Raw genomic sequence first — 12,928 nt, forward strand, 5'->3', positions numbered from 1 at the left:
CTAGATTGGCGCGCAGACCTGCACGATGGGAGCAAGACATGGCGCATGACCAGTTCGGCGGACTGACCGGGTGGGACTTCGAGGGTTTCCACAGCGGCGGCGACACAGAACTGTGGCGGCGCCTCGGTAGCAAGGTGGTCAGCGTCAACGACGACGGCCGGGAGGTCACCGGCGTCCGCTTCGCCGTCTGGGCGCCCAACGCGCGCTCGGTCCAGGTGATCGGCGACTTCAACTGGTGGACCGGCGACCAACTCCACCTCGTCCCCGGCACCGGCGTGTGGGCCACCTTCATCCCCGGCCTCGACGAGGGCACGCTCTACAAGTTCCGGATCGAGACGGCCGACGGCCAGTGGCTCGAGAAGGTGGACCCCATGGCCCGGTTCTCCGAGCAGGCACCGGCCAACGCGTCGATCGTCTACGAGTCGAAGTACCTCTGGGCCGACGACGAGTGGATCGCCAAGCGGCGCGCCGCGCAGGCCCACGCCGAGCCGATGAGCATCTACGAGGTACACCTCGGTGGCTGGCGCAAGGGCAAGAGCTACCTGGACCTGGCCGAAGAACTGGTCAGCTACGTCAAGTGGCAGGGCTACACGCACGTCGAGCTGATGCCTGTGGCGGAGCACCCCTTCGAGCCCAGCTGGGGATACCAGGTCACCGGCTACTTCTCCCCCACGTCGCGCTTCGGCAAGCCTGATGACCTGCGCTACCTCATCGACCGCCTGCACCAGGCGGGCATCGGCGTGATCATGGACTGGGTGCCCGGCCACTTCCCGAAGGACGCGTGGGCGCTGGGCCGCTTCGACGGCACCGCGCTCTACGAGCACGCTGACCCCCGGCAGGGCGAGCATCAGGACTGGGGCACCTACATCTTCAACTACGGCCGCAACGAGGTGAAGAGCTTCCTGGTGTCCAACGCGCTGTACTGGATCCAGGAGTTCCACGTCGACGGGCTGCGCGTCGACGCCGTGGCCTCAATGCTCTACCTGGACTACTCCCGTGAGGAGGGCCAGTGGGTGCCCAACCAGCACGGCGGACGCGAGAACCTCGAGGCGATCGACTTCCTGCGCTACGTCAACCGCCACCTCTACGAGCGCGAGCCCGGCGTCCTGATGATCGCTGAGGAGTCGACGAGCTTCGCCGGCGTCACCAAGCCGGTGCACGAGGGCGGGCTGGGCTTCGGCTTCAAGTGGAACATGGGCTGGATGAACGACACGCTGCGCTACCTGCAGCTCGACCCGGTCTACCGCCAGCACGAGCACAACCTGCTCACCTTCGCGATGGTCTACCAGTACTCGGAGAACTTCATCCTGCCGATCAGCCACGACGAGGTCGTGCACGGCAAGGGCTCCATGATCAACAAGGTCCCCCAGGACGACTGGCGCAAGTTCGCGACGCTGCGCGCCTACTACTCCTTCATGTGGAGCTTCCCCGGCAAGCAGCTGGTGTTCATGGGTTGCGAGTTCGGCCAGCGCCCGGAGTTCAACGAATCCGTCTCGCTCGAGTGGTGGGTCAGCGAGCTGTGGGGGCACGGTGGCCTGCAGCGCCTCTTCCGCGACCTGAATCTCATCTACCGCGCCAACCCCGCGCTCTACGAGCTGGACAGCTCCCCTGACGGCTTCAGCTGGATCAATGCGGACGACCCCGGGCACAACGCGCTGTCCTGGGTCCGCCACGACTCGCAGGGCAACCATGTCGCCTGCATCGTGAACTTCTCCCCCGTGCCGCTCCAGGACTACGAGATCGGCCTGCCCATGGACGGCAGCTGGGAGGAGATCCTCAACACTGACGCGCCCATCTACGACGGTTCAGGCGAGTTCGGCAACCTCGGCGAGGTGCACGCGATCGACGAGCCGTGGGGCCACTGGCCGGCGCGCGCCAACGTCACGGTGCCCCCGCTCGGATCGGTCTGGTTGCGCAGGGCAGCAGGTCAGTGAGCGAGTTCCATGTCTCCGTCGACATCACCGGCGGCGTCGGCACGCTCCGCTGGGAGGAACAACAGGTCGACGTCGACACGCTGAAGCGGGCCATCTCGCTCGCCGCCGACGACGCCATCCTCGCCCACAACCTGCGCAGGCTCCAGGTGGAGCTGCCGGAGTGGGACACGGCGGCGCGGGTCTCGCTGCACCGCGCTGGCTTCCGGCTCGAGGGGCGCCTGCGCTCCGTGCTGGAACCCCAGCCGGGCGTCTTCCGCGACATCCTCGTGTACTCGCGCCTCGCCATCGATCCCGTCTACGGCGAGGTGGGTTTCTCGGGCGTGCTGGATTCGATCCTGCCCACCAAGCGCCTGATCGCCCATGCGTTGTTCCGCGACGCGGAGGGCCGGGTGCTGCTGCTGGAGACGTCCTACAAGGACGACTGGGAGCTGCCCGGCGGTGTCGTCGAGCCCGGGGAGTCGCCCCGGGTCGGCGGCGAGCGCGAGTGCCTGGAGGAGCTCGGCATCGAGGTGCGGTTCGGCCAGCCACTGCTCGTCGACTGGATGCCGCCGTACCTCGGTTGGTCGGATGCGCTGGAGCTCATCTTCGACGGCGGGGTGCTCGACGACGACACCATCTCGCGGCTCGGCACCGACGACCCCGAGATCGTCGCCATCCACTGGGTCGCCCCGGAGGACGTCGAACCCCACGTCATGGACCTGTCCGCCCGCCGGATCCGTCTGATGCTGGACGGCTACACCGGGCTCACCGAGAACGGCTGCCCGGTCCCCGACGCCGGCTGAGCCCGCGTTCCGCGCGAGGGGTCAGAGGGTGACGCCGAACATCTGTGCGGTGGCACGCGCTGAGGGCTGACCCGCATCGGGATCTGCCCCCGCCTCCAGCAGCGCCGCGATCACGGCCTGTTCCTGTTTGAACACGGCCCCGGCCAATGGCGACTGGCCCCGGCTGTTCAGGGCGTCCGGATCGGCGCCCAGCGCCGCCAGCGCGCGCACGGTTCCGGCATGGCCGTGGTAGGCGGCCAACATGAGCAGTGTGTTGCCGTCGGCATCCGTGAGGTCGACCGGCGCGCCCGCCTCGATGTAGGCGCTCAACCGCTGCGTCTCGCCCTGCCGTGCGCGATCGAAGAGCCAGTCGGCCAGCGCCGCAGGGTCCGAACCGTCAGGAATTTCACTCATGGATGGAACCCTAACCCGCCTATGCTGGAACGCATGGCACGGTCCGCATCCGCCCTACCCACGTCCACTTACCGCCTTCAGCTGAACGCGGACTTCACCTTCGAGGACGCCACCAGGCAGCTGCCCTATCTGGCCTCCCTGGGCGTCACCCACATCTTCTGCTCCCCCATCCTCCAAGCCGCCCCGGGCTCCATGCACGGCTACGACGTGGTGGACCACTCGCGGGTCTCCGTGGAGTGCGGCGGCGAGGACGGGTTCCGCAGGATGGTGGCGGCCGCCCGGGAACTGGAGCTCGGCATCATCGTCGACGTCGTGCCCAACCACATGGCGGTCCCCACCCCGCTGTGGCTCAACCACGCGCTGTGGGACGTGCTGCGCTCGGGCGCCGACTCGGAGTTCGCCGGCTGGTTCGACATCGACCTCACCCGTTCCCGCGCCATCCTCATGCCGGTGCTCGGCCGGCGCATCGGGGACGAACTGGCAGACAACACGATCCGGCTGGAGAACCGGATGTTCCCCGGCGGCGGCGAGCCGGTCATCGTCTACCACGACCACGTCTTTCCGGTCCGCCCGGGCACTGAGCACCTGCCGCTCATCGAACTCCTCGAGCAGCAGTGGTACCGCCTGGCCTACTGGAAGGTCGGCAACGAGGAGCTCAACTACCGGCGGTTCTTCGACGTCGACACGCTCGCGGCCATCCGCGTGGAGGACCCGGAGGTCTTCGAGACGAGCCACGCCAAGCTCATCGAGCTGTTCGACGAGGGGCTGATCGACGGCTTCCGCATCGACCATCCGGACGGCCTGGCCACCCCGCGCGGCTACCTCCAGATGCTGCAGCGCGCCACCGGGGGCTGCTGGGTGGTGGTGGAGAAGATCCTGGAGCCGCACGAGCAGTTGCCGGAGGGCTCCCGGTGCGCCGGCACCACGGGCTACGACGCCCTGCTGCGGGTCAACGGTCTGTTCCACGATTCCAGCCAGTTGGCCAGGTTGAACGACCTGTGGGAGCGCACTGCGGACACGTCCGAAGGCTGGTTCGGCCAGGTGCTCCAGCAGGCCAAGGAGGAACTGGTCAGGACGATGCTGTTCACGGAGGTGAACCGGCTCACCTCCATCGCCGTGGCCGTCTGCGGCTCAGACCTGAGGCTGCGCGACCACACCCGTCGCGACCTCGAGCGGGCGATCCGGAGCCTGCTCGTCCACATGGACCGCTACAGGGCCTACCTCGAACCCGGGCTGCCCGCCAACGACGCCGAGCTCGCCGTCGTGCACGAGGCGGCAGACCGGGCACGCCCGGAGCTGGACGACGACGAGCAGGCCACGCTCGACTTCATCGTGGCCCTCGTCTCGGGCGAAGACCCCACTGGTGAGGGTGGCGGCCCCGAGACCCTGCCCTCGGTGACGGCGCACCCCGTCACCACCGAGCTGCCGGACTCGCCGCCTGATGTGGGTGCCCTCCGCGCGGAGTTCATGATCCGATTCGCCCAGACCTGCGGGCCGGTGATGGCCAAGGCCAAGGAGGACACCGCCTTCTACCGCTGGAACCGCTTCGTCGGTGTCAACGAGGTGGGCAGCGAACCCACCATCGTCGGGATCTCGCCTGATGCCTTCCATGATTTCTGCGAGCAGCTGAACCAGCAGTGGCCGGCCACCATGACCACCCTGTCCACGCACGACACCAAGCGCTCCGAGGACGTCCGGGCCCGGCTGTCCGCGCTGCTGGAGCACGCCAAGGCCTGGGAGGCGTGCCTGGCAGAACTGCGCGCCGCCACTGAGGAGATCCGCTCGCCGCTGGTCGACGGCGCCACCGAACTGCTCGTGTGGCAGACCCTGGCGGCCGTGCGTCCCATCACCGAGGAACGGCTCGACAGGTACCTGACCAAGGCGATGCGCGAGGCGAAGCGGCACACCACCTGGACCGCCCCGGAAGCCGCCTACGAGTCGGCGGTGCTGGACCTCGCGCACGCGGGGCTGAGGAACGACCGGTGCGCCGCGGCCCTGGCGGAGTTCGACGACGTGACCGCGGACACCGTCCGTTGCAACGTGCTGGGCGCGAAGCTGATCCAACTGACCATGCCCGGGGTGCCGGACGTGTACCAGGGCTGCGAGATCGTCAACGTCTCCCTCGTCGACCCCGACAACCGCCGGCCGGTGGATTTCGTCAGGCGCGCCAAGCTGCTCGCCGAACTCGACGCCATCACCGCACCGGGCTCCCTGGACGCCGAGAAGCTCCTGGTCACCAGCCGCGCCCTGCGGCTGCGGCGCCAGAACGCCGACGCCTTCCGCGGCCCGGGGGCCACCTACGCGCCGGTCCCCACCACCTCCGGTCACGCAGTGGCCTTCGCACGGGGCACCGAAGGCGGCGGCGTGACCGCGGTCACGGTCGCCACCCGGCTCCCCTCTGCACTGGCTGAGCGGGGAGGCTGGGGCGAGCACCTGATCATCCTCCCCGAGGGCCGGTACCGCTGCATGTTCACCGGTCTGGAGATCGAGGGCGGCGCGCAACCGCTGGCGAGCCTCCTGACAGACCTCCCCGTCTCGCTGCTGATGGCGGTGGACGCCTGATGCGCCCAGAGGTCTGGGCGCCCCTGCCCACCGTCGTCGAACTGCAGCTGGGCACCAGCCGCCACCCCATGCGGCCGGACCCCCTCAGGCCCGGATGGTGGGTCGCGGACCATGAGTTCGACGCCGGAAGCCGCTACGGCTTCGTCCTGGACGGCGAGGGCCCCTTCCCGGACCCGCGTTCTCTCAGCCTCCCGGACGGGGTACACGGCCTGAGCCGCGCTGTGGCTCTGCCCAAGCAACGCCCAACGGGATATCTCGGGACGCCCCTGCGCGGCAAGGTCCTCTACGAACTGCACGTCGGCACGTTCACGGACGAGGGCACCCTCGACGCCGCCGCCGGTCGTCTCGCCTACCTCCTCGAGCTCGGGGTCGAGGCCGTCGAACTGATGCCGCTCAGCGCTTTCGCCGGTGACCGGGGGTGGGGCTACGACGGTGTCGCGCCCTGGTCCGTGCACGCGGCCTACGGCGACCAGGAGGCGCTCGTGCGCTTCGTCGACGCGGCCCATGAACACGGGTTGGCCGTGCTCCTCGACGTGGTGCACAACCACCTCGGCCCCGAGGGGAACTACCTGTCGAAGTTCGGCCCGTACTTCACCGAGCGCCACACCACGCCCTGGGGACCGGCCGTCAACCTGGACGATGTGGGGTCCGCGGAAGTGCGCCGCTATCTGATCGGGTCGGCCTGCCATTTCCTCGTCGACATCGGGATGGACGGGCTGCGCCTCGACGCCGTGCACGCTCTCCGGGACGACTCGGCGCGGCATTTCCTCGCGGAACTCTCCGACGAGGTGGCCGGCTGGGAGGCCGAGACCGGCCGCCCGCTCACCCTGTTCGCGGAGTCAGACCTGAACTGCGCCGAGATGGTCTCCCCCGTCGGCACGTCCCCCGGAGCCAGGGGCATGGACGGGCAGTGGGCCGACGACATCCACCACGCGCTGCACTCATTCTTCGGCAGAGAGACGCAGGGCTACTACGTCGACTACGGCACCCCCGAGATCCTCGTCAAGGCCCTCACCCGGGTGTTCGTGCGCGACGGGGGCATCTCCGCCTTCCGGGGCACGCGGTGGGGCGCGCCCGTGGACCCGACGAGCCCCCACTACGACGGGCACTCGTTCGTGGCCTCGCTGCAGAACCACGACCAGGTGGGCAACCGGGCCGTGGGCGACCGCTTCCACATGCATGCCGGTCACGCCGCTCAGTCGGCCGCCGCGGCGCTGTACCTCCTGGGACCCTTCACGCCGATGCTCTTCATGGGAGAGGAGTGGGCCGCCTCCAGCCCATTCCCCTACTTCAGCCAGCTCGGCCCGGAGCTCGGGCCGTTGGTGACCGAGGGCCGGGCCCGGGAATTCGCCGCCATGGGATGGCAGCAACAGACCCCTGACCCCCAGGCTGAGGAGACCTTCCTCAGCGCGAAGCTGCACTGGGAGGAGCGCTCCGAGGGGAACCACGCCGAGATGCTCGAGTGGTACCGCACCCTGCTCCGCCTGCGCCGCGAACACCCCGAGTTCCGCAGCCCGGACCTCGCCGCCGTCGGTGCCGAGGTGCTCGACGCAGACACCGTGGCGCTGCACCGGGGACCGTTCACGATCCTCGCCTCCCGCGTCCCGGACCGGGTGAGGGCCCCCCGCGGCGAGGTGCTCGCATCGACCGGCGGCTGCATCGTCGTGCGGCGCGGGTGAGCCTGGCAAGATGGAACCCATGACTGATGCGAACTTCACGCGCCCGGGCGCCGTTGACCTGTCCTCACTGACGGATGCCGCGCCGACGGGTGGCAGCTACGTCACCTCGGTGACCGAGGCCAGCTTCAACGACCTCGCCGGCACATCGATGCAGCACCCGGTGGTCGTCGAGTTCTTCTCCCCCCGGGACCCCAACGGCCAGCAGGTCTCCGCAGCGCTGGCCGAGCTGATCAACGCCGCCCAGGGTCGCTTCTTGCTGGGCCGCGTCGATGTGGATGCCGAACCGCGGCTGGCCCAGGCGCTGGGCGTTCAGGCCGTGCCCACAGTCGTCGCCCTCATCGGGGGCCAGATGGCCCCCCTGTTCCAGGGCACCAAGTCCCGCGAGGAGATCTCGGCAGTACTCGACCAGATCGCGCAGCTCGCCGTCGGCAACGGCATGACCGGCCGGGCCCAGCCCGTGGGCGGGGCCCCCGCCGGCAACGGCGACGCCGAGCAGCAGCCCGTTGCCAACCCGCGCTTCGCGAAGGCCGACGCCGCCCTGCAGGCGGGCGACTTCGCACAGGCCGTCCGGGAATTCGACGAACTGCTCAAGGAGACCCCGCACGACGCCGAGGTCGTCGCCGGCCGCGCCCAGAGCGCTCTGCTGGAGCGCTCCGCCACCTTCAACCCCGCGGAGATCGTGGCGCGGGCCGCCGCCCAGCCCGACGATGTCGCCGCCCAGCTCGACGCGGCAGACCTCGAGGTCATCAACGGCCGCTACGAGGAGGCGTTCGACAGGTTGCTCGGCCTTGCCGCCGAGAGCGACGAGGAGCAGCGCGACGCCATCCGCGTGCGCCTGCTGGAGCTCTTCGAGGTCGTCGGCCGCGCTGAGAAGGTCGTCCTCAAGGCACGCCGCCGGCTCGCGTCCGTCCTGTTCTGAATAGGATGACTGGCATGGCACATGAGCGCGCCGGCCTGCCGGCCCAGGAATCAGATCTCATCAACGTCGACGAACTCCTCGCCGCCTACTACGACCGCACACCGGATCCGTCCAACCCGGACGAGATGGTCGTCTTCGGCACGTCGGGGCACCGTGGTTCCTCCCTCGACACCGCCTTCAATGAGGCGCACATCGCCGCCACCACCCAGGCGATCGTCGAGTACCGCGCCGCGCAGGGCACCACCGGGCCGCTGTTCATCGGCAAGGACACCCACGCCCTGTCGCTGGCCGCCTGGAAGACGGCGCTCGAGGTGCTGCACGCCAACGGCGTGAAGGTGCTGGCCGAGCGCGAGGACGAGTACACCCCCACGCCCGCCGTCTCGCGCGCCATCATCCGGTACAACAACACCGGCGGCGCGGCGCAGGCGGACGGCATCGTCGTGACCCCGTCGCACAACCCGCCGCGCGACGGCGGCTTCAAGTACAACCCCCCGACGGGGGGTCCTGCAGACAGCGACGCCACCGAGGTGATCGCCGCCCGCGCCAACGAACTGCTCTCGGACATGGGCGCCGTCAGGCGCACACCCTACGAGAGGATCGCCACGGACATCGAGCGCTACGACTACCGCTCCCCCTACTGCGCGGAGCTGGCCCAGGCGCTCAACTTCCCCGCCATCATGTCGGCCGGCCTCACGCACGGTGCTGATCCCATGGGCGGCGCGTCCGTCCAGTACTGGCAGTACCTCGCCGAGCAGGGCCTCCCCATCGAGGTCGTCAACCCTGAGGTGGACCCCACCTGGCGGTTCATGACGCTCGACACCGACGGCAAGATCCGCATGGACTGCTCCTCCCCCAACGCCATGGCCTCGCTCGTCGCCCAGCGCGACAGGTACACCGTCGCCACCGGCAACGATGCGGATTCGGACCGCCACGGCATCGTCACGCCGGACGCCGGCCTGATGAACCCCAACGCCTACCTGGCGGTGGCGATCAACTACCTGTTCGCCCACCGTTCCGGCTGGTCGTCCGCCGCCGGCATCGGCAAGACGCTGGTGTCGAGTTCGCTGATCGACAAGGTGGCCACCAAGCTCGGCCGGCGCCTCGTGGAGGTTCCGGTCGGCTTCAAGTGGTTCGTGCCGGGCCTGATGGACGGCTCCATCGGCTTCGGCGGTGAGGAATCAGCGGGCGCGTCCTTCCTGACGTTGGACGGCCGTACGTGGACCACGGACAAGGACGGCATCCTCCTGGCGCTGCTGGCGTCCGAGATCATCGCCGTCACCGGCAAGACCCCCAGCGAGCACTACGCGGAACTCGAGGCCGAATTCGGCAGGTCCTACTACGCACGCGTGGACGCCGACGCCAACCGCGAGCAGAAGGCGCGCCTCGGCAGCCTCGGCCGCGCCGACGTGACCGTCGACGAGTTGGCCGGGGAGCCCATCCGCACGGTGCTGTCGCACGCCCCCGGCAACGACGCGCCCATCGGCGGCATCAAGGTGACCACGGACAGCGCCTGGTTCGCGGCGCGCCCGTCCGGCACCGAGGACAAGTACAAGATCTATGCCGAATCGCTGCGCTCCGAGGAGCATCTCGCGGAGGTGCAGGTGGCCGCCAAGGCGCTCGTCGACGCCGCCCTCGAGAACTGAGTCCGAGGGCCACCCCGCCGCCGGCGGCCGAACCCCCTATGGAAAACTAGGAGCCATGGAAAACTCTGATCTGTTCATCTGCATCGATCACGTCGGCCTGGCCGTCCCGGACCTCGATGAGGCCGTCAAGTTCCACACGGAGGTCTTCGGCTGGCGCGAACTGCACCGCGAGGTCAACGAGGAGCAGGGCGTCGCCGAGGCCATGATGGGCACCGGCGAGCAGGGCGAGGAGAACGCCAAGATCCAGCTCCTGGCCCCGCTGAACGAGAACTCGACCATCGCCAAGTTCATCGACCGCAACGGTGCCGGCATGCAACAGCTCGCCTACCGCGTGGCGGACCTCGACAAGGTCAGCGAAACCCTCAAGGAGCGCGGCATGCGCCTCCTGTTCCCGGAGGCCAAGCGCGGCACCGGCGGCTCCCGCATCAACTTCGTGCACCCCAAGGACGCACGTGGTGTGCTCCTCGAGCTCGTTGAACTCCCCAAGGAGCCCGCAGCGCACTGACGTTGCATGCTTTCCGGCACAGAGGGGGCGGGGCGGTCATCCGCCCCGCCCCCTTCGTGTCGGTTCCGGTGATCCGGCGCGGGCACCGACTAGGCTCTGGAAGAGCGAGATGGAAGGACTGCACGGTGACTGAACCCCAGGACCTCGAAACCGAGGAGACCGGACTCAACCTGTTCGACGACAGGGCCTCGGCGGTGGGCAGCTTCCCCAATTCGATGCTCGGCTATGACAAGCATTCCGTCGACAGCTACGTGCGGGAGCTGGAGAACCGCGTCGCCGAACTCAAGATGCAGGTGCGTGAGCAGGCCCGCGAAACCCGCTACGTCCGCGACACCGTCGGCGACACGGATTTCAGCCGGCTGGGCGCCCACGCCGCCGGCCTTCTCCGGTCTGCCGAGGCGCAGGCGGGCGACCTCATCGACCGCGCCCAGCATGAAGCGGAACGGATCAAGACGGAAGCGCGGCGCACCGCGGCCGCGCTGCGCGAGTCCGCGCAGCAGGAAGCAGACGACGTGCGCCTCACCGGCCTCGCGGGGCTGCGCCAACTCCGCCAGGAGCAGGCACAGGCGGGCAAGGCCACGCTCGAAACCGCGCGCCGCGACGCGGACCTCATCCTCGAAGACGCCCGCATCCGGGCCAAGGCAGTGCTCGACGGCGCCAACGCGCGCTCCGAGAGCCTCCTCGAAGCCGGCCGGGCAGAAGCGAACCGGGTGCTGAAGGAGGCGGAGCGCCGGGCCATCGAGCTCAAACTTGAAACCGAGCGCGCCGCGGAGAAGTCGGCCACGGAACTCGCGGCCCATGCGAAGGCCACGGACGACGCCATCGCTGAGCGCCTCGCCCAGGCGGACAAGGACGCTGCTGCCGCGACGGACCGGGCCAGGAAGGCCCGCGACGAGGCCCAGGCCATCCGCGCCGAGGCGGTGAAGGCCGCGGAGGAGATCCGGCTGACCGCCACCCGCCAGAGCGAGGAGACGCTCACCGTCCTCCGCGAGCGCGTTTCGCGCGCAGAGGCGGAGCTCGAGGAGAAGGTCGCCTGGCGCAAGGAACAGCTGGAGCGCGAGATCGCCTCGCTGGAAGCCCGCCGCGCGAACGCGCTCGGGCAACTGAGCAACCTGCGCGCCCTGGCCGAGGAATCCGGCGAGCAGTACGCCGAGAACACCACCACGGTCATCCCGACCGCAGACCCGGACAGCGAGACCACCATCATCCGAAACAGCAACGAGCAACCGTGAGCCACCCCAACGAGGCGGCGGCCGACGCCGCCCCCGGGGCCGCCCCCGCTTCCGAGGCGCCCAGCGCCACCCCCGACACGGCAGTCACGCCCAGGCACGTCGGGGCCGGCCGCGCGCGGCTGCCCCGCGTCGTCGGCCGCTTCTTCGGCACGACGGCGCGCGGCGCCCGCAAGATACTCACGCCGCTGCCTGAAGCCATCGTCGAGCCGGTGCCCCCCACTCCCCACGCCGTCGAGGAGCGCCGCTACTCGGCCTTCGGCATGGGCTTCATGGGCGCCATCGGTGTGCTCGTCGCCCTGGCGCTGGCCCAGGCCGTCCTCACCGTGCAGAGCGTGCTCATCCTCGCCGTCCTGGCGCTCTTCCTGGCGCTGGGGCTCAACCCGGCCGTCGAGTTCCTGACCCGCCTGCGCGTACCCCGCGGCATCGGGGTGGCGCTGGTGACCCTCATGCTCCTCGGCGTGCTGGCCCTGGGCGTGGTGGCGCTGGTGCCCATCTTCACCGAGCAGACCACCGCCCTCACCACGCAGTTGCCGGAGATGTTGCAGACGCTCCTGAACCATCCGCTCCTGGCGGAGTGGGAACAGCGCGACGAAGTGCTGGCGCGGGCGCAGGAGTTCATCACCTCCGGCGCGCTGCTCCAGAACCTCTTCGGTGGGCTGATGGGCGCGGGCCGCCTGGTGGCCAACCTCGTCTTCTCCGTGATCGTCACGTTGGTGCTCACGGTGTACTTCCTGGCGTCCCTCCCCACCATCAAGGAGACCATCTACGCCCTCGCCCCCGCCAGCCGGCGCCCCCGTGCGCGCTACCTGGCCGACGGCATCTTCGGCGGCGTCTCCGGCTACATCACCGGCATGTTCGTGATCGTCAGCATCGCGTCGGTGTCTGCGTTGATCTTCATGAACATCGCCGGGCTGGGCGACTACTCCCTGGCGCTGGCCTTCGTCGTCGCGATCTTCTGCTTCATCCCGTTGGTCGGCTCCAGCTTGGCCATGATCACGGTCGCCATCGTCGGTTTCGCGGTGGATCCGGCCATCGGCATCGCCACCATCATCTACTTCGTGATCTACCAGCAGTTCGACGCCTACATCCTCTACCCGAACGTGATGAAGCGCACCGTGAAGGTGCCGGGCGCATTGGTGGTGCTCTCGGCGATCATCGGCGGCATGCTGTTCGGTGTGATCGGGGCCGTCATCGCCATTCCCACCACCGCCGCGGTGCTGCTGCTGTACCGCGAGATCATCCAGCCGGCGCTCGACGCCTCCTGATCCACGGAGCAAGC

Annotated in this window: 10 protein-coding genes; 9 read left to right on the forward strand and 1 reads right to left on the reverse strand. The window is 69.2% G+C overall.

Features of this window, described 5'->3' with window-relative positions; all coding sequences use genetic code 11:
* Nucleotides 1-38 precede the first annotated feature (38 nt).
* Complete coding sequence (glgB, locus tag ACX1DX_RS04710) at nt 39-1,934, forward strand: 1,4-alpha-glucan branching protein GlgB (RefSeq protein WP_459397794.1); 1,896 nt, start codon at nt 39-41, stop codon at nt 1,932-1,934.
* The gene (locus ACX1DX_RS04715) at nt 1,931-2,716 is read left to right on the forward strand and encodes an NUDIX hydrolase (protein WP_459397795.1); all 786 of its coding nucleotides are present in this window, start codon (nt 1,931-1,933) and stop codon (nt 2,714-2,716) included. Before glgB ends, ACX1DX_RS04715 begins: the two co-directional genes overlap by 4 nt.
* A gap of 21 nt (nt 2,717-2,737) precedes the next feature.
* Here the strand turns inward: ACX1DX_RS04715 and ACX1DX_RS04720 are convergent, their stop codons facing one another.
* A complete protein-coding gene (locus ACX1DX_RS04720) occupies nt 2,738-3,109 on the reverse strand; it encodes an ankyrin repeat domain-containing protein (RefSeq protein WP_459397796.1) in 372 nt (123 codons plus the stop codon).
* 33 nt (nt 3,110-3,142) lie between these two features.
* Between ACX1DX_RS04720 and treY the strand changes: the two genes are divergently transcribed.
* The 7 genes from treY to ACX1DX_RS04755 all read left to right on the forward strand — a co-directional run bounded on the left by treY (nt 3,143) and on the right by ACX1DX_RS04755 (nt 12,914).
* Nucleotides 3,143-5,671 carry a malto-oligosyltrehalose synthase gene (treY, locus tag ACX1DX_RS04725; RefSeq protein WP_459397797.1) on the forward strand — a complete coding sequence of 843 codons (2,529 nt, stop codon included), beginning with the start codon at nt 3,143-3,145 and terminating at the stop codon, nt 5,669-5,671.
* Nucleotides 5,671-7,350, forward strand: a complete 1,680-nt coding sequence (treZ, locus tag ACX1DX_RS04730; protein ID WP_459397798.1) for a malto-oligosyltrehalose trehalohydrolase — start codon at nt 5,671-5,673, stop codon at nt 7,348-7,350. Before treY ends, treZ begins: the two co-directional genes overlap by 1 nt.
* Before the next feature lie 19 nt (nt 7,351-7,369).
* Nucleotides 7,370-8,269 carry a tetratricopeptide repeat protein gene (locus ACX1DX_RS04735; protein ID WP_459397799.1) on the forward strand — a complete coding sequence of 300 codons (900 nt, stop codon included), beginning with the start codon at nt 7,370-7,372 and terminating at the stop codon, nt 8,267-8,269.
* 14 nt (nt 8,270-8,283) lie between these two features.
* Nucleotides 8,284-9,912: a phosphoglucomutase (alpha-D-glucose-1,6-bisphosphate-dependent) gene (gene pgm, locus ACX1DX_RS04740; RefSeq protein ID WP_459397800.1), complete on the forward strand. Its 1,629-nt coding sequence runs from the start codon at nt 8,284-8,286 to the stop codon at nt 9,910-9,912.
* Nucleotides 9,913-9,967: 55 nt separating this feature from the next.
* A complete protein-coding gene (mce, locus tag ACX1DX_RS04745; protein WP_076058548.1) occupies nt 9,968-10,417 on the forward strand; it encodes a methylmalonyl-CoA epimerase in 450 nt (149 codons plus the stop codon).
* 125 nt (nt 10,418-10,542) lie between these two features.
* Entirely contained in the window at nt 10,543-11,649 is a 1,107-nt protein-coding gene (locus ACX1DX_RS04750; protein ID WP_459397801.1) for a DivIVA domain-containing protein, read from the forward strand.
* Complete coding sequence (locus tag ACX1DX_RS04755) at nt 11,646-12,914, forward strand: AI-2E family transporter (protein WP_459397802.1); 1,269 nt, start codon at nt 11,646-11,648, stop codon at nt 12,912-12,914. Before ACX1DX_RS04750 ends, ACX1DX_RS04755 begins: the two co-directional genes overlap by 4 nt.
* Nucleotides 12,915-12,928 lie beyond the last annotated feature (14 nt).

The sequence above is a fragment of the Tessaracoccus zhenghani genome, assembly GCF_054552775.1.